The 22782-nt window shown below is 63.1% G+C and carries 20 protein-coding genes; 18 read left to right on the top strand and 2 right to left on the bottom strand.

Annotation, left to right across the window (positions count from 1 at the left end):
* Window positions 1-7: 7 nt before the first annotated feature.
* From ccoO to nusG, 10 genes are all read left to right on the top strand, one after another.
* A complete protein-coding gene (gene ccoO, locus SPO_RS17860) occupies window positions 8-736 on the top strand; it encodes a cytochrome-c oxidase, cbb3-type subunit II (RefSeq protein ID WP_011049205.1) in 729 nt (242 codons plus the stop codon).
* 10 nt (window positions 737-746) lie between these two features.
* On the top strand, window positions 747-983 hold the full coding sequence (locus tag SPO_RS17855) for a CcoQ/FixQ family Cbb3-type cytochrome c oxidase assembly chaperone (protein ID WP_011049204.1): 237 nt from the start codon (window positions 747-749) through the stop codon (window positions 981-983).
* Window positions 980-1846 carry a cytochrome-c oxidase, cbb3-type subunit III gene (gene ccoP / locus SPO_RS17850; protein WP_011049203.1) on the top strand — a complete coding sequence of 289 codons (867 nt, stop codon included), beginning with the start codon at window positions 980-982 and terminating at the stop codon, window positions 1844-1846. Before SPO_RS17855 ends, ccoP begins: the two co-directional genes overlap by 4 nt.
* A gap of 482 nt (window positions 1847-2328) precedes the next feature.
* Window positions 2329-3657, top strand: coding sequence for a cytochrome c oxidase accessory protein CcoG (gene ccoG, locus SPO_RS17845; RefSeq protein WP_413243708.1), 1329 nt, complete (start codon window positions 2329-2331; stop codon window positions 3655-3657).
* Between the two features lie 2 nt (window positions 3658-3659).
* Complete coding sequence (locus SPO_RS17840) at window positions 3660-4118, top strand: FixH family protein (RefSeq protein WP_011049201.1); 459 nt, start codon at window positions 3660-3662, stop codon at window positions 4116-4118.
* A gap of 4 nt (window positions 4119-4122) precedes the next feature.
* The gene (locus tag SPO_RS17835) at window positions 4123-6300 is read left to right on the top strand and encodes a heavy metal translocating P-type ATPase (RefSeq protein ID WP_011049200.1); all 2178 of its coding nucleotides are present in this window, start codon (window positions 4123-4125) and stop codon (window positions 6298-6300) included.
* 4 nt (window positions 6301-6304) lie between these two features.
* On the top strand, window positions 6305-6463 hold the full coding sequence (gene ccoS / locus SPO_RS17830) for a cbb3-type cytochrome oxidase assembly protein CcoS (protein WP_011049199.1): 159 nt from the start codon (window positions 6305-6307) through the stop codon (window positions 6461-6463).
* A 47-nt stretch (window positions 6464-6510) separates the two neighbouring features.
* A complete protein-coding gene (locus tag SPO_RS17825) occupies window positions 6511-6933 on the top strand; it encodes a (R)-mandelonitrile lyase (protein ID WP_011049198.1) in 423 nt (140 codons plus the stop codon).
* Between the two features lie 58 nt (window positions 6934-6991).
* Window positions 6992-7189 carry a preprotein translocase subunit SecE gene (gene secE, locus SPO_RS17820; protein ID WP_030003265.1) on the top strand — a complete coding sequence of 66 codons (198 nt, stop codon included), beginning with the start codon at window positions 6992-6994 and terminating at the stop codon, window positions 7187-7189.
* Between the two features lie 202 nt (window positions 7190-7391).
* Window positions 7392-7925 (top strand): transcription termination/antitermination protein NusG, encoded by a 534-nt coding sequence (gene nusG / locus SPO_RS17815; protein ID WP_011049196.1) that lies wholly within the window; start codon window positions 7392-7394, stop codon window positions 7923-7925.
* Here the strand turns inward: nusG and SPO_RS22320 are convergent.
* Window positions 7900-9054, bottom strand: a complete 1155-nt coding sequence (locus SPO_RS22320) for a Hint domain-containing protein (RefSeq protein WP_011049195.1) — start codon at window positions 9052-9054, stop codon at window positions 7900-7902. The two genes, nusG and SPO_RS22320, sit on opposite strands and share 26 nt — an antisense overlap.
* A 230-nt stretch (window positions 9055-9284) precedes the next feature.
* On the opposite strand from SPO_RS22320, the gene rplK reads away from it, so the two are divergent.
* Together rplK and rplA are read left to right on the top strand one after the other, a co-directional pair.
* Complete coding sequence (gene rplK, locus SPO_RS17800; protein WP_011049194.1) at window positions 9285-9710, top strand: 50S ribosomal protein L11; 426 nt, start codon at window positions 9285-9287, stop codon at window positions 9708-9710.
* A gap of 1 nt (window position 9711) precedes the next feature.
* A complete protein-coding gene (gene rplA, locus SPO_RS17795; RefSeq protein ID WP_011049193.1) occupies window positions 9712-10410 on the top strand; it encodes a 50S ribosomal protein L1 in 699 nt (232 codons plus the stop codon).
* 90 nt (window positions 10411-10500) lie between these two features.
* Here rplA and SPO_RS17790 read toward each other — a convergent pair whose 3' ends face one another.
* Window positions 10501-11328, bottom strand: coding sequence for a hypothetical protein (locus SPO_RS17790; RefSeq protein WP_044028775.1), 828 nt, complete (start codon window positions 11326-11328; stop codon window positions 10501-10503).
* A gap of 194 nt (window positions 11329-11522) precedes the next feature.
* Here SPO_RS17790 and SPO_RS17785 point away from each other — a divergent pair, with 194 nt between their 5' ends.
* The 6 genes from SPO_RS17785 to rpoC all read left to right on the top strand — a co-directional run bounded on the left by SPO_RS17785 (window position 11523) and on the right by rpoC (window position 22695).
* A complete protein-coding gene (locus tag SPO_RS17785) occupies window positions 11523-12449 on the top strand; it encodes a glycosyltransferase family 2 protein (RefSeq protein ID WP_011049191.1) in 927 nt (308 codons plus the stop codon).
* A gap of 291 nt (window positions 12450-12740) precedes the next feature.
* Window positions 12741-13259 (top strand): 50S ribosomal protein L10, encoded by a 519-nt coding sequence (gene rplJ, locus SPO_RS17780; RefSeq protein ID WP_011049190.1) that lies wholly within the window; start codon window positions 12741-12743, stop codon window positions 13257-13259.
* Between the two features lie 79 nt (window positions 13260-13338).
* Entirely contained in the window at window positions 13339-13716 is a 378-nt protein-coding gene (rplL, locus tag SPO_RS17775; protein WP_011049189.1) for a 50S ribosomal protein L7/L12, read from the top strand.
* Window positions 13717-14009: 293 nt separating this feature from the next.
* Window positions 14010-18146 carry a DNA-directed RNA polymerase subunit beta gene (gene rpoB, locus SPO_RS17770; protein ID WP_011049188.1) on the top strand — a complete coding sequence of 1379 codons (4137 nt, stop codon included), beginning with the start codon at window positions 14010-14012 and terminating at the stop codon, window positions 18144-18146.
* Window positions 18143-18457, top strand: a complete 315-nt coding sequence (locus SPO_RS22950) for a hypothetical protein (protein ID WP_144084027.1) — start codon at window positions 18143-18145, stop codon at window positions 18455-18457. The genes rpoB and SPO_RS22950 overlap by 4 nt, the downstream gene beginning before the upstream one ends.
* On the top strand, window positions 18454-22695 hold the full coding sequence (gene rpoC, locus SPO_RS17765) for a DNA-directed RNA polymerase subunit beta' (protein WP_011049187.1): 4242 nt from the start codon (window positions 18454-18456) through the stop codon (window positions 22693-22695). The genes SPO_RS22950 and rpoC overlap by 4 nt, the downstream gene beginning before the upstream one ends.
* The last annotated feature ends 87 nt before the right edge of the window (window positions 22696-22782 follow it).

Genomic DNA, 22782 nt, shown 5'->3' with positions numbered 1-22782 from the left:
CGGAGCAATGGCAATTCTCGACAAACATAAAATCCTCGAGACCAACGCGACCCTCCTGCTGATCTTCAGCTTTCTGGTCGTGACCATCGGCGGCATCGTGCAGATCGCACCGCTGTTCTGGCTGGAAAACACCATCGAGAAGGTGGAGGGCATGCGGCCCTACACCCCTCTCGAGATGGCAGGGCGCGAAGTCTACATTCGCGAAGGCTGCTATGTGTGTCACAGCCAGATGATCCGCCCGATGCGGGACGAGGTCGAACGCTATGGCCACTACTCGCTGGCGGCAGAGTCGATGTACGACCACCCGTTCCAGTGGGGCTCCAAGCGGACAGGGCCCGACCTCGCCCGCGTGGGCGGTCGCTACTCGGACGATTGGCACGTGGATCACATGCGTGACCCGCAGTCGGTGGTGCCGGAATCGGTGATGCCCAAATATGGCTACCTGGAACGCACCATGATCGACGGCAAGTACATCGGTGATCTCATGGCCGCCAATGCGATCGTCGGCGTGCCGTACACGGACGAGATGATCGAAGCCGCCCAAGCCGACTTTGCCGCCCAGGCCGATCCCGACAGCGACTATGACGGGCTGCTGGAGCGCTATGGAGACAAGGTCAATGTGCGTAACTTCGACGGTCAGCCGGGGGTCTCCGAGGCCGATGCGCTGATCGCCTATCTGCAAATGTTGGGTACGTTGGTCGACTTCTCGACCTTCACGCCGGACGCGAGCCGCTGAGGAGGGGGATATGGAAGAATATACCCTTCTGCGGCAGTTCGCCGACAGCTGGATGTTGCTGGCACTGTTCGCCTTCTTCATCGGGGTGGTGATCTGGGTGTTCCGCCCGGGTTCGACCCGCACCTATGACGATACCGCCAACATCCCGTTCCGGCATGCGGACGCACCCGCGCCCGTTCAGGGCGATGCAGCAGCGCCCCTGCGGGGCGACGACAAACCCGCCACATTCAAGGAGGCGCGGCAATGAGCAAGAAACCTGTTCAGAAACAAGAGGTCGAAACCACCGGCCACAGCTGGGACGGGATCGAGGAATACAACAACCCGCTTCCCCGCTGGTGGCTGTGGACCTTCTATCTCTGCATCATCTGGGCCATCGGCTATACCATCGCCTATCCCGCCTGGCCGATGATCAACTCGGCCACCGCCGGGGTGATGGGCTGGTCGACCCGGGCCAATGTGGCGGCTGATATCGCCGCCGTGGATGAGGCCAACGCGCCGATCAATGCCAAGCTGGAATCGGTCGAGCTGACCGCGATCGCAGCCGATGCCGACCTGAACTCCTATGCGGTGTCGGCAGGCTCCGCCGTGTTCAAGACCTGGTGCGCCCAGTGCCACGGGTCGGGTGCTGCCGGTGCGGTGGGCTATCCCAACCTGCTGGATGACGACTGGCTTTGGGGTGGTTCGATCGAGGATATCCACCAGACCGTCACCGCCGGTATCCGCAACACGGAAAACGACGATGCGCGCTATTCCGAGATGCCCGCCTTTGGCCGCGACGAACTGCTGGAAGCTGCCGAGATCGACCAGGTGGTCAACTATGTGATGTCGCTGTCGGGTGAACCGCAGGATGCCGCACAAGTGGCCGCCGGTGCGGTGGTCTTTGCCGACAACTGCTCGTCCTGCCATGCCGAAGACGCCACCGGGGACCGCACGCAGGGTGCGCCCAACCTGGCGGATGCGATCTGGCTGTTTGGCGGCGACTATGCCGCGATCTCGGACTCGGTCAACAACGCCCGGTTCGGCGTGATGCCCGCCTGGGACAGCCGCCTGACCGAAGCGCAGATCCGCGCGGTCTCGGCCTATGTCCACCAGCTGGGCGGCGGTGAGTAGAACAAGGATACCTCCGGGCTGCGTTTGCGGCCCGGAGGTTGGCGTCGGCTGTTCGATCTGTTCGCGCGTTTCCTGAACAGCCGGCGCCTTTAGTCATAACGGCAAAGACTCCGCCGACCAATCCGGTCGGCGGTTTTTTTGCGAGAGTGATCTGGCGGCACGGTAATTCATTGGAATCACATCACGTTTTCGTGATTTCTGTGCGCGTTGGGCGATGAGAACCAGCAGTTTTCGCCTTGAAACCCTGCCTGCGACGTAACGCCCGGCGCAATTGCAGCACCAAAAGCTGCGCCACAGATACGCTTTTTGACCCATATCAAAGTGTGTTGCGCGATCATCTGGAAGAAGTCGCGCTGTAGAATAGCCAAACCCGGAGTGAGTCCGTGAGCGAGTCGACCCCAGAACCCAGCCTGTATGCCGCCCGAGAACCGATCTTTCCAAGGCGCGTGTCAGGCACGTTCCGCAATCTCAAATGGGTCATCATGGCGGTGACACTGGGGATCTACTACCTGACCCCTTGGATTCGCTGGGATCGCGGCCCCAGCCTGCCCGATCAGGCGGTGCTGCTGGATATGGCCAACCGGCGCTTCTATTTCTTCTGGATCGAGATCTGGCCGCACGAGTTCTATTTTGTCGCCGGCCTGCTGATCATGGCAGGGCTTGGCCTGTTCCTGTTCACCTCGGCGTTGGGCCGGGTCTGGTGTGGCTATGCCTGTCCGCAAACGGTGTGGACCGACCTCTTCATCCTGGTCGAACGCTGGATCGAGGGCGACCGCAACGCCCGGCTGCGCCTGCACCGTCAGGAAAAGCTCGACTTCCGCAAGGCGCGGCTCAGGATCACCAAATGGGCCGCTTGGCTGCTGATCGGCCTCGCCACCGGTGGGGCCTGGATCTTTTACTTCGCCGATGCGCCGACGCTGCTCAGCGATCTGGTGACCGGCAACGCCCATCCCATCGCCTATACGACCATGGCGGTGCTGACATTTACCACCTTCTTCTTTGGTGGCTTCGCGCGCGAGCAGATCTGTATCTATGCCTGCCCCTGGCCGCGTATTCAGGCCGCCATGATGGACGAGGATACCCTGGTCGTGGGCTACCGCGAATGGCGGGGAGAGCCGCGCGGCAAAGGCAAGCGGACCGAGGATTCGGAACTGGGCGATTGCATCGACTGCATGGCCTGCGTCAACGTCTGCCCGGTCGGGATCGATATCCGCGACGGCCAGCAGCTGGAATGCATCACCTGCGCGCTGTGTATCGACGCCTGCGACGACATGATGGAGAAGATCGGCAAGCCGCGCGGGCTGATCGACTATATGGCGCTCAAGGACGAAGAGGCCGAGCGGGCCGGTCACCCGCCCAAGAACATCTGGAAACATATCCTGCGCCCACGCACCATCATGTATACCAGCCTGTGGTCGCTGGTGGGCTTTGGGCTGCTGTTTGCGCTCTTCATCCGCTCGGATATCGACCTGACCGTGGCGCCGGTGCGCAACCCGACCTTTGTCACCCTGTCGGACGGGTCGATCCGCAACACCTATGATGTGCGGCTGCGCAACAAACATGGCGAGGAACGCCCGTTCCAGCTGTCCGTGGTCGGCGATCCGTCGATGCGGATCGAGCTGGAGGGCCTGCCCGATGAAAACGTCTCCGTCCCCGCCGATACCGCCTTTTTGCAGCGGGTCTATATCGTGACGCCCAAGGACGCGGCCCCGTCGCAAGCGGCCAGCACCGATGTCCGTATCTGGGTCGAGGATCAAAGCAACGGCGAACGCGCCTATAAGGACACCACATTCAACGGACGGGGGAACTGAGGATGGCTGAGCGCACCTTCACCGGCAAACATGCGGCCATGGTCTTTGTCGGCGCATTCGGCATCATCATCGGGGTGAACATCCTGTTGGCCTATAGCGCGATCAAGACCTTTCCGGGGCTGGAGGTTAAGAACTCCTATGTCGCCAGCCAGGAATTCGACACCCGCCGCGACGCGCAAGAGGCGCTGGGCTGGCATGTGCGCGCCGATGCGACGGGGGGTCTGGTGGTCCTGTCGATCACCGACCGCGCCGGCAAACCGGTCGAGGTTTCCGAGCTGAAGGCGGTGCTGGGCCGCGCGACCCATGTGCAAGAGGATTTCGCGCCCGATTTCGCCTTTGACGGCACCGCCTATGTGGCCAAGGCGGAACTGGGCGACGGCAACTGGAACATCCGCATGGTGGCGCGGGCCGAGGACGGCACCGAATTCGTCCAGCGGGTTGTACTGCATGTGAAAGGATAACGCGATGACGGCGCAGCTCCGCCCCTCGCCCGCGGCCTGTCCGGCCTGTGTTGCGGTTCCGGCCCAGCCGGCCCGCCCGGTGCCCGAGGATGTGCAGATCGCGCTGTCTTTGCCGGGCATCCACTGTTCGGCCTGTATCTCGACGGTCGAGCGCGCCTTGCAGGCCCATCCGGGGGTCGAGGATGCGCGGGTGAACCTGACGCTGAAACGGGCGCTGATCAAGGCCGCGCCCGAGTTGCGCGCCGCCGATCTGATCCCGGTGCTCGAGCGCGCCGGATACGAGGCGCACGAGCTTGATCCCGGTACGCTCAACGCGACCCGCACCGACCGTGCCGGGCGCGACCTGCTGATGCGGCTGGCGGTGGCGGGCTTTGCCTCGATGAACGTGATGCTGCTGTCGGTCTCGGTCTGGTCGGGCGCCTCGGACGCGACGCGGGACATGTTCCACTGGATTTCCGCCGCCATCGCGATGCCCGCCATCGCCTTTTCCGGCCAACCCTTCTTTGTCAGAGCCTGGGGCGCGCTCAAGGCCAGGCGGCTCAACATGGATGTGCCCATCGTGCTGGCCATCGTGCTGGCGCTGGTCACCTCGCTGTGGGAAACCTCGCTGAGCGGCGAACACGCGTATTTCGATGCGGCGCTGACGCTGACCTTTTTCCTGTTGGCGGGCCGCTATCTGGATTACCGCACCCGCGCCGTTGCCCGGTCCGCGGCCGAGGAACTGGCCGCGCTCGAGGTGCCGCGCGCGATCCGTCTGCAAGACGGGGTCGAGACCGAGGTCGCCGTAGCGCAACTGGCGGTGGGTGACCTGATCCTGGTGCGCCCCGGCGGGCGGATGCCCGTCGATGGCGAGATTGTCGAGGGACGTTCGGAACTGGACCGCTCGCTGCTTACCGGAGAGACGTTGCCGGTCTTTGCCGAACCGGGGCTTGTGGTCAGCGCGGGCGAGGTCAACCTGACCGGACCGCTGGTGATCCGTGCCAATGCGGTGGGGCAGGATACCTCGCTGCACCGCATGGCCGATCTGGTGGCCATCGCCGAAAGCGGGCGCTCGCGCTATACCTCGCTGGCCGACAGCGCCGCGAAACTCTATGCGCCGGGGGTGCATATCCTGTCGGCGCTCAGCTTTGTCGGCTGGTATCTCTACAGTTGGGATGTGCGCACTGCGCTCAACATCGCCGCAGCCGTACTGATCATTACCTGCCCCTGTGCGCTGGGCCTTGCGGTGCCGGCGGTGACCACGGCCGCCTCGGGGCGGCTGTTCAAGCGGGGAATGCTGATCAAGCACGCCACCGCGCTGGAACGGCTGGCCGAAGTGGACACAGTCGTGTTCGACAAGACCGGCACGCTGACGGCGGGCACGCCCGAATTGACCAACCTGGGCGATCACCGCCGGGCCGACATGGAGATCGCGCTGGCCCTGGCCGAGGCGTCCTCGCATCCGCTTTCCGTTGCGATCACCCGCGCGGCGCGGGCCGCCGGGCTGCATCCAGCCCGGATCGACGATGTGACCGAGGTTCCGGGGTTCGGCACCGAAGGTGCCTGGCAGGGTCAGCGGGTGCGGCTGGGCCGGGCCGCCTGGGTCGGGGCCGAGCAGGCCGCGCAGACCTCGGCCTGGCTGGCGGTCGGCGACCGGGCGCCGGTGGCGTTTCTGTTCTCCGACGCGCTGCGCCCGGGGGCCGAGGAGACCGTCGCGGGCCTCAAGGCCGCGGGCAAGGAGGTTCTGCTGATCTCGGGCGATACCACCGGCGCGGTCGAGTCGCTGGCCCGCCGTCTGGGGATCGAGAGCTGGATGGCCGAGGCCTTGCCGCAGGACAAGGCCGACCGGGTGCAGGCCTTGGCCGATGCGGGCAAGCGGGTGCTGATGGTGGGCGATGGGCTGAACGACACTGCCGCACTGGCCGCCGCCCATGTGTCGATCTCGCCCGCCTCGGCGCTGGACGCGGCGCGCGTGGCCTCTGATATCGTGCTGTTGGGCAACGACTTGTCCCCGATTGCCGGGGCCTGCGATACCGCCATCCGCGCCACCAAACGTATCCGCGAGAATTTCCGCATCGCCACTGTCTATAACGTGATCGCGGTGCCGCTTGCGGTGGCTGGCCTCTGTTCGCCACTGATCGCGGCCTTGGCGATGTCGACCTCGTCGATTACCGTGTCCCTGAATGCCCTGCGCCTGAGGTGAGTTGATGGAAGTCCTGGCGATCCTGATCCCGATATCGCTGATCCTTGGCGCGGTGGGCCTGCTGGCCTTTGTCTATACCGTGCGGTCCGACCAGTATGACGACCCCGAAGGCGATGCGCGCCGTATCCTGTCGGGGGATTGGGACGACAAGCCCAAGCCTTGACCCCGCCGCTCTCTGCGCCAGAGTGGGAACCGAAGGGGAGGGACAGGATGGACATCTACGAGAACGGCAGCCGCCCGACGCGCAAGGCGAATTCGGACTGGTTCACTGGCACGGTCTGGCAGGATCCGGTAATCGAGGCGCCGGCGCCCGCGCGGGTGCGGGCGCTGCGGGTCGGGTTCGAACCGGGCGCCCGCACCGCATGGCATACCCATCCGCTGGGCCAGACGTTGTATGTGCTCTCCGGTACTGGCCTGGTCGGCCTGCGCGACACCGCCCCGCGCGTGATCCGCGCCGGCGACACGGTCTGGATCCCGCCCGGCGAGGAACACTGGCACGGGGCCGGGCCGGAAACCGGTATGGTACATCTGGCCATTCAGGAGGCCGAAGACGGTCAGGTCGCCAACTGGCTGGAGAAGGTGGGCGACAGTGACTATCTGACCCCGCCCCAGTCGGCGGCGAACCGGCCTTGAATTCGCGGCCTGCTCCGGCTATGTGCCGATAGTCCGCAAGCAGAGAGAAGTCAGGCATATGGCCACCATCAACCCGATCCAGTTCATCCAGCAGGTCCGCGCCGAAGTGTCCAAGGTCGTCTGGCCGACCCGCCGCGAGGTGCTGCTGACCACGGTAATGGTGTTCATCATGGCGGCGCTGACGGCGATTTTCTTCGCGCTGGTCGACCTGTCGATCCGGGGCGGGCTGCAACTGTTGTTTGGCATGTTCAACTGACCAGAGCTCGCGCCACGGCGCAATCCGGCCTTGCACATCGCCGGATCAGGGGCTAGGTCACGCAGTACCTTCGGGACGGGCGTGCGGCGATTCGAGCTGCGCGCCGCTTTTTGTTCCGGCTGGCCGCTCGATGGGTGGCCGCAATTCAGAAATGCTCCGGGACGCGCCCGCGGACCGGCCAGAAGACGAGGACGACAGGGTCATGGCGAAACGGTGGTATTCGGTCAGCGTGCTTTCGAACTTCGAGAAGAAGGTCGCCGAACAGATCCGCGCCTCGGTCGCCGAGAACGGGCTTGAAGATCAGATCGACGAGGTGCTGGTGCCGACCGAAGAGGTCATCGAGGTGCGCCGCGGCAAGAAGGTCTCGACCGAGCGCCGGTTCATGCCCGGCTATGTGCTGGTGCATATGGAAATGTCCGACCAGGGCTATCACCTGATCAACACGATCAACCGGGTCACCGGTTTCCTGGGCCCGCAGGGCCGCCCGATGCCGATGCGCGATGCCGAGGTCAACCAGATCCTCAACCGCGTGCAGGAAGGCGAAGAGGCGCCGCGCACCCTGATCTCGTTTGAGATCGGCGAGCGCGTCAAGGTCAACGACGGCCCGTTCGAAGGCTTCGACGGCATGGTCGAGGGCGTTGACGACGATAGCCAGAAACTGCGCGTGTCGGTGTCGATCTTCGGTCGCGAAACCCCGGTCGAGCTGGACTTTACCCAGGTGGCGAAACAAGGCTGATCAGACCGGTCACCCGGTTTTGCGGTACCTTGATCGGGTTGGCCAGGGCATGACGACAGGCCCGGTTGCGAAGCCGTTCCACAAATGACCGCGCGCGCCGGCCTTCGACGATGGGCCGGGCGGGTCGCATCGCCAGCGCAATCGCACCCCGATTCTGACTTTGCTCGATCTGGGTAAAGACGTCAGTCCCCAGCACCCGCTCGACCTCTGCACCCAGCAGCAGCGTCTCGGCTGGCAGCCCGTTTGCAAACACGATCTCGTGCCGGTCCAGCGCGAAATGGATGTACCGGACCGGGCCGGTTGCCGGTCGTAGGGCAATACCGTGTAACCCCGTCAGGCGTCGCGCGGCGATCAGGATTTCGTCCGAGCCATACATGCGTCTGGCGATCCGACTGCGCAGCAACACCCTGTGTTGTTGCGACAAAAGCAGTGGGTGTGTCGGTATGGATGGCGCAAAGCTGTGTGCAGGGATCACGACCGGTGCCACACCATGCGACAACAATTGTGTCGCTAAGCCGACCCGGCGCGTGCCGATCCAGCGGATCGGCTGCGGTCCGTGGTCAAGTGTCTGGACCAGATCCCCGACCGCAAGGGTTTCGACCGGGCGCGCGCCCTTTGGTGTCGCGATGCGGGTGCCCGCCGCGAAACAGATGAAATTAGTCTGCTGCCGGTTTGCCGCGATATAGGTGGTATCGACCGAGACACTGTCGAGTGAGACGGAAACGATCGCCTTGGCCTCCATCGCGACCCAGTCGTCATTGGCGGTCATTTCAGGCGCCAGATACAGATCGCCGTCGGTGGTCTGAATGACAACGGCGGTGATGTTGGCGGTGCTGCCATCGGCATAGGTGAGGGTGGCGTTGTAGACAACGCCGGAATCGAGCGTGTGGGCGACGCCGTCCACCGTCATCGCGTCCGGCGACCAGAAATCGTAATTGTCGGAATTTATGTCGGTATCGTCATCGGCGTCATTGACCACCACGTCGACGATATGATCGTAGAGCGGGTCGCCGGGCGACCCGTAGCTGCCGAGAATGTTAGACGCGCCTTCGGCGTAAAGATCGCCCTCATAGCTGTCGATATCGCCCGCGTTCCCAAGGTAAAGCGCGTTCCAGGAATAGATGGTCATGACTCAGCCGTCTGCTTGCAACAGCGCACAGAACATCAGGTGCGGCTTAAGATTCGATTGCCGCCGGGCCGGTTGCGCTTGCAAAACACCCTGATCCGGTCTATCCGCACGCGATGCCGTCCCAGGGCGGCGAATCCCGTGGGAGACGGAAGGGGCGCGCCCCCGATGTCGGACCACATCAATAGCATCTGCCGGATCGCGTTCCGGCGGAGTTGAAAAGGAGAAGGCCAATGGCCAAGAAACTGATCGGCACGCTGAAGCTTCAGGTGCCCGCAGGCAAGGCGAACCCGTCGCCGCCAGTTGGTCCGGCGCTGGGTCAGCGCGGCATCAACATCATGGAATTCTGCAAGGCGTTCAACGCCAAGACCGCAGACATGGAAGTGGGCGCACCCTGCCCGACCGTGATTTCCTATTATCAGGACAAGTCCTTTACCATGGACATCAAGACGCCGCCGGCGTCGTATTTCCTGAAGAAAGCAGCCAAGATCCAGTCGGGCGCCAACAAGCCCTCGCGCGAGACCGCCGGCACCGTGACCGTCGCTCAGATCCGCGAGATCGCCGAAGCGAAGATGAAGGATCTGAACGCCAACGATATCGACGGCGCAATGCAGATCATCCTGGGCTCTGCCCGGTCCATGGGCATCGAGGTGAAGTAAGATGGCAAAGCTTGGAAAACGCACCCGCGCTGCCCGCGAAGCCTTTGCCGGCAAAGAAGAGCTGTCGGTTGAACAGGCCGTCGCCCTGATCAAGTCGGCCGCCTCGGCCAAATTCGACGAGACCGTCGAGATCGCGATGAACCTGGGCGTCGACCCGCGTCACGCTGACCAGATGGTCCGTGGTGTTGTCGGCCTGCCCAACGGCACCGGCAAAACCGTGCGCGTCGCCGTCTTTGCCCGTGGCCCCAAGGCTGAAGAAGCCCAGGCCGCAGGTGCGGACATCGTTGGCGCCGAGGACCTGATGGAAACCATCCAGTCCGGCAAGATCGAGTTCGACCGCTGCATCGCGACCCCGGACATGATGCCGGTTGTCGGCCGTCTGGGCAAAATCCTCGGCCCGCGCAACCTGATGCCGAACCCCAAAGTCGGCACCGTGACCATGGATGTCGCTCAGGCCGTGCAGAACGCCAAGGGCGGTGAAGTCCAGTTCAAGGTCGAAAAGGCCGGTGTCATCCATGCCGGCGTCGGCAAGGTGTCGTTCGACGAGGCCAAGCTGGTCGAGAACGTTCGCGCCTTTGTGGATGCCGTGGCCAAGGCCAAACCGGCTGGTGCTAAGGGCACCTATCTGAAGAAGATCGCGCTCAGCTCGACCATGGGTCCGGGCGTGTCGGTTGACGTGGCAAGCGCCTCGGGCAACTAAGCGGTCAGGCTGGCGGTTCTGGCCGCCAGACACAAATACGGAAACCCGGCCCGCATCCTGCGGCGCCGGGTTTTCCTTTTTCGGGTGGTATCAGCCCGTCTGGCCCAGCAGGTTGCGTTTCCAGCGGCCCAGCAGGATGCGCACGCGCCGGGACAGAGGCGGGCGCCGCTCCATATAGAACCGCGCCCGCGCGCCCATGAAATCGTCCTGATACCCCCTCAGGAAGGGGGCAATTCCCCGGCCCGCATGAAAGGCCGCGCGCACCTCGGCCATGCGTGGCCCCCATTCCTGGCAATGAAAGATGCGCAGCTCGGGGCTGTTCGGCAGTCGCAGGCCAAAGGCACCGGATTCCGCGCAATAGAGTTCCACCGCCGCTTCGGAGCCGAACCGGCCAAACGCATCGGCGCCGCTTTGCTGAGCCTGCTGCGCCTTGCGCCAGACCGGCGCCGGCAGGATCGCGAAACAGTTGCTGAACCGCTGCGTTTGCATCAGGCCCGTTTCGGGCAGGGTCGTGTCGGCGCGAAACGGCAAGGTCGAGCCGGTCAGAAACGCGGCGCCGTGGCGCGCCATTGCTTCCATTGCCTCAGCCTGCCAGGGCAGATTGGACTCGCGATAGGGTAGGGTATCGAGCCGCACGATACAGGCCAGGTCGTCGCCGATCAGATCGAATTGCTGCCACAAGAGGCCGGTTTCATTTTCGGTCGTCTGGGCGGGATCGGTCTGCCCCGCGATCACCAGCTCGGCGCCGAACTCTGAGGCGAGGCTGCGCAGCTGGTCGGCGATGGCCGGGTTCTGGCCGACATGCACAACAAGACGATCCGGCGGCTGGTCGAAAAACTCCATCCAGTCGCGCAGGACAACGCAATGCGCGGGCTGCAGGACAAAGGTCAGAAGTGAGAAACCGCTTGCTTCGGTCATCGGCCTCCGCCTTTTGCGTTGCACTGCCTTGGGCGGGGCTGCCCGTTGCGTGACGGGATGCTAGCAATGGCCTTTGCCCGGGTCAACGCGCGCCAGGCCCGCTTTGACTCGTCGCCGGGCGGCGGTATAGGCTACGCGGCGGAAAAGAGCGGCATATCAACGAGGCAGGCAGTGATGAACGATCGGAACCCGGCATGACGGTGCCTTGGCAAGTTGGCGCCATTCTGAATGAGCCCCTGGCCGATACGCTCCGCTTCGCCGCCTGGTATCTTGAGGCTGGCGCCGAGGCAGTGACCCTGCTGTTCGACAATCCACAAGACCCGGCAATCGCGATCCTCGACGGGCATCCGCGCGTCACCTGTGTGCCCTGCACGCCCGAATTCTGGGCCGATCTGGGGCTGACCCCCGAGACCCGGTTCACCAAGCGGCAGAACGTGGCGCTGACCTGGGTCTATCGGCAGCAGGCCGAAGGGTGGTTGCTGAATGTCGACGCCGATGAGTTCATGTGGGCGCCGGGGGACGGCATCGGGGCATTCCTGGCCGCGCAGCCGGTTGAGGCCGAGGCGATCCGGGTCGAGACCGCCGAGATCGTGGCGGTGCACGACGGGGCCGCGGGCCCGGTCTATCGCCTGCCGATGGAGCGCGACGCCGCGCGCCGGGTCTATGGCGAGAGCGCGGCGCTGTTCGGGCCCCGGCGCAAGGGGTTGATCGGCCATCCGCAGGGTAAATCCTTCATCCGCTGCGGGTTGAAGGATGTGGCCCTGCGTCAGCACTGGGCACAGCGGCAAGGCGGGGCCGAGATGGCCGAAACCTTTGTGCCGGTGCGCGGCGGCAGAGCGGCGCTTCTGCATCATATCGGGCTTGACTACGACATCTGGCGGGCCAAGCTCGACTGGCGGCTGGTATCGAGCGGCTTTACCGTGCCCCTGACCGAGCGGATCCGGGCGCTGATGGACGAGCCCGACGCCGAGAGCCGCCTGCGGGCGCTGCACAGTGATCTGCACGCGGTTGAGCGGGCGCGGCTCGATCGGTTGCGAGCCGAGGGCGCCTGCCTGGAACCGCCGGTCGATGTGGACGGAGTCGCGGCCCGGGTCTTTGGCGCGACCTTTGCCGTCACCTGACCCTGTGCGAACGGTTGTTTTACCCCTTGGAAACCCCGCCGCTCTGGCCTAAGAGGAGGGGCGAGGTAAAGCGTGCGATTCGTCGTGCGCTTTATTTTGTTTCGTCCAAGACGGTGGGTGGCTGCATCCGTAGCCTTAATTTCCTGCCTGAGACGGGTAAAGACCAAAGAGATCGGGGGCTCGACCCTCGGGCGATTATTTGGCTCCACCCCGTAAAACGGACATGAACGCCGGGTGCGAGCCCGGCAAATATGAGCCGGGATGTTCACCATCCCAAATTTGGAGAGAACTGTGGATAGAGCCCAGAAAGAGAAAGTGGTCGAGGAACTCGGCCAGATCTTCGAAAGCTCTGGCGTCGTGGTGGTTGCTCACTACGCCGGTCTGACAGTTGCCGAGATGCAGGACCTGCGCGCGCGTGCACGCGAAGCGGGTGGGTCTGTGCGTGTTGCCAAGAACAGGCTCGCCAAAATCGCCCTTGAGGGTAAGCCGTGTGCAAGCATGGCCGACCTGCTGACGGGTATGACCGTTCTGACCTATTCCGAGGACCCCGTGGCAGCAGCCAAGGTGGCCGAGGGCTTCGCCAAGGATAACAAGAAATTTGAGATCCTCGGCGGTGCAATGGGCGAGAACGCTCTGGACCGTGCCGGCGTCGAAGCCGTGTCGAAAATGCCGTCGCGTGAAGAGCTCATTGCTCAGATCGTGTCCTGCATTGGCGCACCTGCTTCGAACATCGCTGGCGCGATTGGCGCACCTGCAAGCAATATCGCTGGCATCCTTTCCACCATCATCGAGAAGGCGGAAGCTGCGTAAGCGGTTGGCACTGAATGATCTGCGTGGGGCATGTGCCCTGACGTTGGAACACACACTGTAAACGGAAAGAGCTGATAAAATGGCTGATCTGAAAGCACTCGCAGAAAGCATCGTGGGTCTGACCCTGCTGGAAGCACAGGAACTGAAAAACATCCTGAAGGATGAATACGGCATCGAACCCGCAGCTGGCGGCGCCGTGATGGTTGCAGCAGCAGGCGGCGACGCCGGCGCAGCGGCCGAAGAAGAGAAGACCGAATTCGACGTCGTTCTGAAGAACGCCGGCGCTTCGAAAATCAACGTGATCAAAGAAGTTCGCGGCATCACCGGTCTGGGCCTGAAAGAAGCCAAGGACCTGGTCGAAGCCGGCGGCAAGATCAAAGAAGGCGTTGCCAAGGCAGAAGCCGAAGAGATCAAGGCAAAGCTGGAAGCAGCTGGCGCCGAGGTCGAGCTGGCCTAAGGCCGATCGGTCAGGAGCCGTTTTCCGTCACGGAAAACGGGCCGGAATTTTTGCAAAATTCCGGTTGCGCTCCGAAACTTCGAGGCTGGACCCGGGAAATCCGGGTCCAGCCGAACCTGTCTTAGAAAGGACCCCTGCGGCGGGGTATTTTCTAAGGCGCGGTTCACGGATCGGGAGGCCGCCACTCGGGACGGTGGCCATGAATTGATCCCAAACGCGTCGTCTCGAATGGTCAAGGCGCCGGGGCCCGGCGGCGCTCTTGACCGGTGAGAAACTGAAAGGTGACATCTGACATGGCTCAAACGTTCCTTGGCCAGAAACGTCTTCGCAAATACTACGGCAAAATCCGCGAAGTGCTGGAAATGCCGAACCTCATCGAGGTCCAGAAATCCTCCTACGACCTGTTCCTGAACTCCGGCGATGCGCCTCAGCCGCTGGATGGCGAAGGCATCATGGGCGTGTTCCAGTCGGTCTTCCCGATCAAGGATTTCAACGAAACCAGCGTGCTGGAATTCGTCAAATACGAGCTGGAAAAGCCGAAATACGATGTCGAGGAGTGCATGCAGCGCGACATGACCTACAGCGCGCCGCTGAAGGTCACGCTGCGTCTGATCGTGTTTGATGTGGACGAGGACACTGGCGCCAAATCCGTCAAGGACATCAAGGAGCAGGACGTGTTCATGGGCGACATGCCCCTGATGACGCCCAACGGCACCTTCATCGTCAACGGCACCGAGCGTGTGATCGTTTCGCAGATGCACCGCTCGCCCGGTGTGTTCTTCGACCATGACAAGGGCAAGACCCACTCTTCGGGCAAGCTGCTCTTTGCCTGCCGCATCATCCCGTATCGCGGCTCGTGGCTGGACTTCGAATTCGACGCCAAGGACATCGTCTTTGCCCGTATCGACCGTCGCCGCAAACTGCCGGTGACGACCCTGCTCTATGCGCTGGGCCTGGATCAGGAAGGCATCATGGATGCCTATTTCAAGACCGTCTCCTATCGCCTCGAGAAGAAGCGCGGCTGGGTCACGCCGTTCTTCCCCGAGCGCGTGCGCGGCACCCGTCCGACTTATGACCTGATCGACGCCGCCTCGGGCGAGGTGATCGCCGAAGCCGGCAAGAAGGTCACCCCGCGCGCGGTGAAGAAGCTGATCGAAGAAGGCAGCGTGACCGACCTGCTGGTCCCGTTCGACCATATCGTCGGCAAGTTCGCGGCCAAGGACATCATCAACGAGGAAACCGGCGCGATCTATGTCGAGGCCGGTGACGAGCTGACGCTGGAATATGACAAGGATGGCGATCTGATTGGCGGCACCGTCAAGGAGCTGATCGACAACGGCGTCACCAATATCCCGGTGCTGGATATCGACAACATCAACGTCGGTCCCTACATCCGCAACACCATGGCGCAGGACAAGAACATGAACCGGGAAACCGCGCTCATGGACATCTATCGCGTCATGCGCCCGGGCGAGCCGCCCACCGTCGAGGCCGCTTCGGCCCTGTTCGACACCCTGTTCTTCGACAGCGAGCGCTATGACCTGTCCGCCGTGGGCCGGGTCAAGATGAACATGCGTCTCGATCTGGATGCCGCCGACACTCAGCGCACCCTGCGCCGCGAAGACATCATCGCCTGTATCAAGGCACTGGTCGAACTGCGCGACGGCAAGGGTGACATCGACGATATCGACCACCTCGGCAACCGCCGGGTGCGCTCGGTCGGCGAGCTGATGGAAAACCAGTATCGCGTCGGGCTGCTGCGCATGGAACGCGCCATCAAGGAGCGCATGTCCTCGGTCGAGATCGACACCGTGATGCCGCAGGACCTGATCAACGCGAAACCGGCCGCGGCCGCCGTGCGTGAATTCTTCGGTTCCTCGCAGCTGTCGCAGTTCATGGACCAGACCAACCCGCTGTCCGAGGTGACGCACAAGCGTCGTCTTTCGGCGCTTGGGCCGGGCGGTCTGACCCGTGAGCGTGCCGGTTTCGAGGTGCGCGACGTGCACCCGACCCACTATGGCCGGATGTGCCCCATTGAAACCCCCGAAGGTCCGAACATCGGTCTGATCAACTCGCTGGCCACCTTTGCCCGCGTGAACAAATACGGCTTCATCGAGACCCCCTACCGCGTCGTCAAGGGCGGGCAGGTCACCGATGAGGTGCACTATATGTCCGCGACCGAGGAAATGCGCCACACCGTGGCACAGGCCAACGCCACCTTGGACGAGAATGGCAAGTTCGTGAACGAGCTGGTCAACACCCGTCAGGCCGGCGACTATACGCTGGCCCCGATGGAAAGCGTGGACCTGATCGACGTGTCGCCGAAACAGCTGGTTTCGGTCGCCGCCTCGCTCATCCCGTTCCTCGAAAACGACGACGCCAACCGCGCTCTGATGGGCTCGAACATGCAGCGTCAGGCGGTTCCGCTTCTGCGGGCCGAGGCGCCGCTGGTCGGCACCGGGATCGAGGAAAAGGTGGCCATCGACTCGGGCGCGGCCATCCAGGCCAAGCGTGCGGGCATCATCGACCAGATCGACGCGCAGCGGATCGTGATTCGCGCCACCGAGGATCTGGAACTGGGCGATGCGGGCGTCGACATCTACCGCATGCGCAAGTTCCAGCGCTCGAACCAGAACACCTGCATCAACCAGCGCCCGCTGGTGAAGGTGGGTCAGCAGGTTTCCAAGGGCGAGGTCATCGCCGACGGTCCCTCGACCGATATGGGTGAACTGGCTCTGGGCAAGAACGTGGTCGTCGCCTTCATGCCGTGGAACGGCTACAACTACGAGGACTCGATCCTGATCTCGGAACGCATCGCGCGTGACGACGTATTCACCTCGATCCATATCGAGGAATTCGAAGTTGCCGCCCGCGACACCAAGCTGGGGCCGGAAGAGATCACCCGCGACATCCCGAACGTCGGCGAGGAAGCCCTGCGCAACCTCGACGAGGCGGGGATCGTCTATATCGGTGCCGAGGTGCAGCCGGGCGACATTCTGGTGGGCAAGATCACGCCTAAGGGCGAAAGCCCGATGACCCCGGAAGAAAAGCTGCTGCGCGCCATCTTCGGCGAAAAGGCCAGCGACGTGCGCGACACCTCGCTGCGCGTGAAGCCGGGCGACTACGGCACCGTGGTCGAGGTTCGCGTGTTCAACCGCCACGGCGTCGACAAGGACGAGCGTGCGCTGCAGATCGAGCGCGAGGAAGTCGAGCGTCTGGCCCGTGACCGGGACGACGAGCTGGCGATCTTGGACCGCAACATCTATGCGCGTCTGAAGTCGCTGATCCTGGGCAAGACCGCGGTCAAGGGCCCCAAGGGCATCAAGCCGGGTTCCGAGATCACCGAAGAGCTGCTGGAAACCCTGACCCGCGGTCAGTGGTGGATGCTGGCTCTGGAAGGTGAGCAGGATGCCCAGATCGTCGAAGCGCTGAACGAGCAGTACGAACTGCAAAAGCGCGCCCTGGATGCCCGTTTCGAAGACAAGGTCGAAAAGGTGCGTCGCGGCGACGATCTGCCCCCGGGCGTGATGAAGATGGTCAAGGTCTTCATCGCGGTGAAGCGCAAGCTGCAGCCGGGCGACAAGATGGCCGGCCGTCACGGCAACAAGGGTGTGATTTCGAAAGTGGTGCCGATGGAGGACATGCCGTTCCTCGCCGACGGGACCCCGGTCGATTTCTGCCTCAACCCGCTGGGTGTGCCGTCGCGGATGAACGTCGGTCAGATCCTCGAAACCCATATGGGCTGGGCCGCGCGCGGTCTGGGCCTGAATGTGGACGAGGCGCTGCAGGAATACCGCCGTTCGGGCGACCTGACCCCGGTGCGCGACGCGATGAAGCATGCCTATGGTGAGGATGTCTATGCCGAGGGTATCTCTGGCATGGACGAGGACACGCTGGTCGAGGCCGCAGGCAACGTCACCCGTGGCGTTCCGATCGCAACGCCGGTCTTCGACGGTGCAAAAGAGGCGGATGTGAACGACGCGCTGACACGCGCCGGTTTCGATACCTCGGGCCAGTCGGTTCTGTTCGACGGGCGTACCGGTGAACAGTTCGCGCGCCCCGTCACCGTGGGCATCAAGTATCTGCTCAAGCTGCACCACCTGGTCGACGACAAGATCCACGCACGTTCGACCGGCCCCTACAGCCTGGTGACCCAGCAGCCGCTCGGCGGCAAGGCGCAGTTCGGCGGTCAGCGTTTCGGGGAAATGGAGGTCTGGGCTCTGGAAGCCTATGGCGCCGCCTACACCCTGCAGGAGATGCTGACGGTGAAGTCGGACGACGTGGCCGGCCGGACCAAGGTCTACGAGAGCATCGTCAAGGGCGAGGACAATTTCGAGGCGGGCATTCCCGAGAGCTTCAACGTTCTGGTGAAAGAAGTCCGCGGCCTCGGCCTGAACATGGAACTCCTGGATGCGGAGGTTGAGGAGTGAACGTAGGCCTGGCAATGCTTGCTGCTAGCGCTGCTTCGGCTGTTGCGGCATGTGCGCCAAAAGTCTCCACGCTGGCGGATGATAATCCGATCCGCCAGCGAAGCGGCGCCTCGCACACAGTTTCTATGAGTGTCCTGCAAATGGGCAATCCCGATGCTGGCTACAGGCGTGCATTCAAGGCCGCTCTTTCTACCTGCGATCTTCCTTACGACACCAATGCCTCGGACATTCGGTTCGAACGCGGCTTGGCTCTTTACGACCGCCGCTTTTACGCCTTCGAATGTCCGGAACCTGGAAAGGACACCCAATGAACCAGGAACTGACCAACAACCCGTTCAATCCGCTGACACCGCCCAAGGTGTTTGACGAGATCAAGGTCTCTCTGGCATCGCCCGAGCGGATCCTGTCGTGGTCTTATGGCGAGATCAAGAAGCCCGAGACCATCAACTATCGCACGTTCAAGCCCGAGCGTGACGGCCTGTTCTGCGCGCGTATCTTTGGCCCGATCAAGGATTACGAATGCCTGTGCGGCAAGTACAAGCGCATGAAATATCGCGGCGTTGTCTGCGAGAAATGCGGTGTCGAGGTGACGCTGCAAAAAGTGCGTCGCGAGCGTATGGGCCATATCGAACTGGCCGCGCCCGTCGCACATATCTGGTTCCTGAAATCGCTGCCCAGCCGGATCGGCCTGATGCTGGACATGACGCTGCGCGATCTGGAACGCATCCTCTATTTTGAAAACTACGTGGTCACCGAGCCGGGCCTGACCGATCTCACCTACGGTCAGCTGATGACCGAAGAAGAGTTCATGGATGCCCAGGACCAGTATGGCATGGACGCCTTCACCGCCAATATCGGCGCCGAGGCGATCCGCGAGATGCTGTCCCAGATCGACCTCGAGGCCGAGGCCGAGCAACTGCGCGCCGACCTGGCCGAGGCCACCGGCGAGCTGAAGCCCAAGAAGATCATCAAACGGCTGAAAGTCGTCGAGAGCTTCCTGGAATCCGGCAACCGCCCGGAATGGATGGTGCTGACCGTGATCCCGGTCATCCCGCCGGAACTGCGTCCGCTGGTGCCGCTGGACGGGGGCCGCTTTGCGACCTCGGACCTGAACGACCTGTATCGCCGCGTCATCAACCGGAACAACCGTCTGAAGCGTCTGATCGAGCTGCGCGCGCCCGATATCATCGTGCGCAACGAAAAGCGGATGCTGCAAGAGTCGGTCGACGCCCTGTTCGACAACGGCCGCCGCGGCCGGGTGATCACTGGCGCCAACAAGCGCCCGCTGAAATCGCTGTCTGACATGCTGAAAGGCAAGCAGGGCCGCTTCCGTCAGAACCTTCTGGGGAAACGGGTCGACTTCTCGGGTCGTTCGGTCATCGTGACCGGCCCCGAACTCAAGCTGCACCAGTGCGGCCTGCCCAAGAAGATGGCGCTCGAACTGTTCAAGCCGTTCATCTATTCGCGGCTCGAGGCCAAGGGCCTGTCGAGCACCGTGAAACAGGCCAAGAAACTGGTCGAAAAAGAGCGTCCCGAGGTTTGGGATATCCTCGACGAGGTGATCCGCGAGCATCCGGTTCTGCTGAACCGCGCGCCGACGCTGCACCGTCTGGGTATCCAGGCGTTCGAGCCGATCCTGATCGAAGGCAAGGCGATCCAGCTGCACCCGCTCGTCTGCTCGGCCTTCAACGCCGACTTTGACGGTGACCAGATGGCCGTGCACGTCCCGCTGAGCCTTGAGGCCCAGCTGGAAGCGCGCGTCCTGATGATGTCGACGAACAACGTTCTGTCGCCCGCCAACGGCGCACCGATCATCGTTCCCTCGCAGGACATGATCCTGGGTCTCTACTATCTGACCCTGGAACGCGAGGGCATGGTCGGCGAAGGCAAGATCTTCGGCTCGATCGACGAAGTTCAGCACGCTTTGGACGCGGGTGAGGTGCATCTGCACACCAAAATCACCGCGCGCATCGCGCAGATCGACGACGAGGGCAACGAGGTGCTCAAGCGGGTCGAGACCACGCCGGGCCGTGTGCGCCTGGGCGCGCTGCTGCCGATGAACAACAAAGCCCCGTTCGAACTGGTCAACCGTCTGCTGCGCAAGAAAGAGGTGCAGCAGGTGATCGACACCGTCTACCGTTATTGCGGCCAGAAAGAGTCGGTGATCTTCTGCGACCAGATCATGACCATGGGCTTCCGCGAGGCGTTCAAGGCGGGCATCTCGTTCGGCAAGGACGACATGGTGATCCCCGATGACAAATGGGGCATCGTGGACGAGACCCGCGACCAGGTGAAGGATTTCGAACAGCAGTACATGGACGGCCTGATCACTCAGGGCGAAAAGTACAACAAGGTTGTCGATGCCTGGTCCAAGTGTAACGACCGTGTCACCGAAGCGATGATGTCCACCATCTCGGCGGACAAGCGTGACGAGAACGGTGCCGTGATGGAGCCGAACTCGGTCTACATGATGGCCCACTCGGGTGCCCGGGGCTCGGTCACCCAGATGAAACAGCTGGGCGGCATGCGCGGCCTGATGGCCAAGCCGAACGGCGACATCATCGAGACGCCGATCATCTCGAACTTCAAGGAAGGTCTGACCGTTCTTGAATACTTCAACTCGACCCACGGCGCGCGGAAAGGTCTGTCCGACACCGCTCTGAAGACGGCGAACTCGGGGTATCTGACCCGCCGTCTGGTGGACGTGGCGCAGGACTGCATCGTGCGCGAGCATGATTGCGGCACCGATCGCGGCGTGACTGCCGAAGCGGCGGTCAACGACGGCGAAGTCGTGGCCTCGCTGGCCGAGCGCGTGCTGGGCCGTGTCGCCGCCGACGATATCCTGCGTCCGGGCACAGAAGAGGTGCTGGTGGCCGCCGGTCAGCTGATCGACGAGCGGATGGCCGATGCCATCCACGAGGCCGGTGTGCAGACCTCGCGGGTCCGCTCGCCGCTGACTTGCGAAAGCGAGGAAGGCGTCTGTGCCATGTGCTATGGCCGTGACCTGGCGCGCGGCACCATGGTGAACCAGGGCGAGGCCGTCGGTATCATCGCGGCTCAGTCGATCGGTGAACCGGGGACCCAGCTGACCATGCGGACCTTCCACATCGGCGGCGTGGCCCAGGGTGGCCAGCAGTCGTTCCAGGAAGCGAACCAGGACGGCACCATCACGTTCGAGAACCCGCAGCTGCTGCTCAATGCCTCGGGCGAAAGCCTGGTCATGGGCCGTAACATGAAGCTGCTGATCAAGGACGCGCAGGGCGAAGAGCGCGCCAGCTTCAAGCTGGGCTATGGCTCGAAGCTGTTCGTCAAGGACGGTGCCCAGATCAAGCGTGGCGACAAGCTGTTCGAATGGGATCCCTACACCCTGCCGATCATCGCCGAGAAGGCCGGTACCGCCAAATATGTCGACCTGGTTTCGGGCATCGCTGTCCGCGACGAGACCGACGAAGCGACCGGCATGACCCAGAAGATCGTGATCGACTGGCGGGCCGCGCCCAAGGGCAGCGACCTCAAGCCCGAGATCATCCTGGTGGACAGCGATGGCGAACCGGTCCGCAACGACGCGGGCAACCCGGTTCACTATCCGATGTCGGTGGACGCGATCCTGTCGATCGAAGATGGCCAGGTCATCGAGGCCGGCGACGTCATCGCCCGTATCCCGCGCGAAGGCGCCAAGACCAAGGACATCACCGGGGGTCTTCCCCGCGTGGCGGAACTGTTCGAGGCCCGTCGTCCCAAGGATCACGCGATCATCGCCGAGATCGACGGGTATGTCCGCTTTGGCCGCGACTACAAGAACAAGCGTCGCATCTCGATCGAGCCGTCGAACGAGGCCATGGAACCCGTCGAATACATGGTGCCCAAGGGCAAGCACATCCCGGTGCAGGAAGGCGACTTCGTGCAGAAGGGTGACTATATCATGGACGGCAACCCGGCCCCGCACGACATCCTGTCGATCCTGGGCGTCGAGGCACTGGCCAACTACATGGTGAAAGAGGTGCAGGAGGTCTATCGTCTGCAGGGCGTGAAGATCAACGACAAGCACATCGAAGTCATCGTGCGCCAGATGCTGCAGAAGTGGGAGATCTCGGATTCGGGTGACACCACGCTGCTCAAGGGTGAACATGTCGACAAGCAGGAATTCGACGCGGCCAATGAAAAGACCATCGCCCGGGGCGGTCGTCCGGCCTCGGGCGAGCCGATCCTGCTGGGGATCACCAAGGCCTCGTTGCAGACCCGCTCCTTCATCTCGGCGGCCTCCTTCCAGGAGACCACCCGCGTGCTGACCGAAGCCTCGGTTCAGGGCAAGAAGGACAAGCTGGTCGGTCTCAAGGAGAACGTGATCGTCGGTCGTCTGATCCCGGCGGGCACAGGTGGTGCGACGCAGCAGATGCGCCACATCGCGACCCAGCGCGACAACGTGGTGATCGCCGCCCGTCGCGAAGAGGCCGAAGCCGCCGCCGCGCTGGCCGCACCGATCATGGATGCGGATATCGTGGACGACGATTTCGACACGCTGGTGGACACGCCGGAAAGCCGCGATTGATCCAATCGCCATGACTTTTGGAAAACCCCCGTGCCGCGCACGGGGGTTTTTCTTTGTGCGGCCCGGCGTAGAATGGATGGCGCAGGA

Origin of the sequence: Ruegeria pomeroyi DSS-3, from assembly GCF_000011965.2 — a bacterium.
Classification (GTDB): Bacteria; Pseudomonadota; Alphaproteobacteria; order Rhodobacterales; family Rhodobacteraceae; genus Ruegeria_B; species Ruegeria_B pomeroyi.
The sequence above is the reverse complement of the archived record's forward strand: the minus strand, read 5'-3'. Positions and strand labels throughout refer to the sequence as shown.

Bases quoted from the DNA above. Each gene is read 5' to 3' on its own strand.
- SPO_RS22320 (WP_011049195.1), bottom strand. From the start codon at position 9,054: ATGACCATCTATTCCTGGAACGCGCTTTACCTTGGGAACGCGGGCGAT.
- secE (WP_030003265.1), top strand. From the start codon at position 6,992: ATGGCCACCATCAACCCGATCCAGTTCATCCAGCAGGTCCGCGCCGAA.
- SPO_RS17840 (WP_011049201.1), top strand. From the start codon at position 3,660: ATGGCTGAGCGCACCTTCACCGGCAAACATGCGGCCATGGTCTTTGTC.
- rplL (WP_011049189.1), top strand. From the start codon at position 13,339: ATGGCTGATCTGAAAGCACTCGCAGAAAGCATCGTGGGTCTGACCCTG.
- ccoG (WP_413243708.1), top strand. From the start codon at position 2,329: ATGGCGGTGACACTGGGGATCTACTACCTGACCCCTTGGATTCGCTGG.
- SPO_RS17855 (WP_011049204.1), top strand. From the start codon at position 747: ATGGAAGAATATACCCTTCTGCGGCAGTTCGCCGACAGCTGGATGTTG.
- SPO_RS17790 (WP_044028775.1), bottom strand. From the start codon at position 11,328: ATGACCGAAGCAAGCGGTTTCTCACTTCTGACCTTTGTCCTGCAGCCC.
- nusG (WP_011049196.1), top strand. From the start codon at position 7,392: ATGGCGAAACGGTGGTATTCGGTCAGCGTGCTTTCGAACTTCGAGAAG.
- SPO_RS17785 (WP_011049191.1), top strand. From the start codon at position 11,523: ATGACGGTGCCTTGGCAAGTTGGCGCCATTCTGAATGAGCCCCTGGCC.
- rplK (WP_011049194.1), top strand. From the start codon at position 9,285: ATGGCCAAGAAACTGATCGGCACGCTGAAGCTTCAGGTGCCCGCAGGC.
- ccoO (WP_011049205.1), top strand. From the start codon at position 8: ATGGCAATTCTCGACAAACATAAAATCCTCGAGACCAACGCGACCCTC.
- SPO_RS17825 (WP_011049198.1), top strand. From the start codon at position 6,511: ATGGACATCTACGAGAACGGCAGCCGCCCGACGCGCAAGGCGAATTCG.
- ccoS (WP_011049199.1), top strand. From the start codon at position 6,305: ATGGAAGTCCTGGCGATCCTGATCCCGATATCGCTGATCCTTGGCGCG.
- SPO_RS17835 (WP_011049200.1), top strand. From the start codon at position 4,123: ATGACGGCGCAGCTCCGCCCCTCGCCCGCGGCCTGTCCGGCCTGTGTT.
- rpoB (WP_011049188.1), top strand. From the start codon at position 14,010: ATGGCTCAAACGTTCCTTGGCCAGAAACGTCTTCGCAAATACTACGGC.
- rpoC (WP_011049187.1), top strand. From the start codon at position 18,454: ATGAACCAGGAACTGACCAACAACCCGTTCAATCCGCTGACACCGCCC.
- ccoP (WP_011049203.1), top strand. From the start codon at position 980: ATGAGCAAGAAACCTGTTCAGAAACAAGAGGTCGAAACCACCGGCCAC.
- rplA (WP_011049193.1), top strand. From the start codon at position 9,712: ATGGCAAAGCTTGGAAAACGCACCCGCGCTGCCCGCGAAGCCTTTGCC.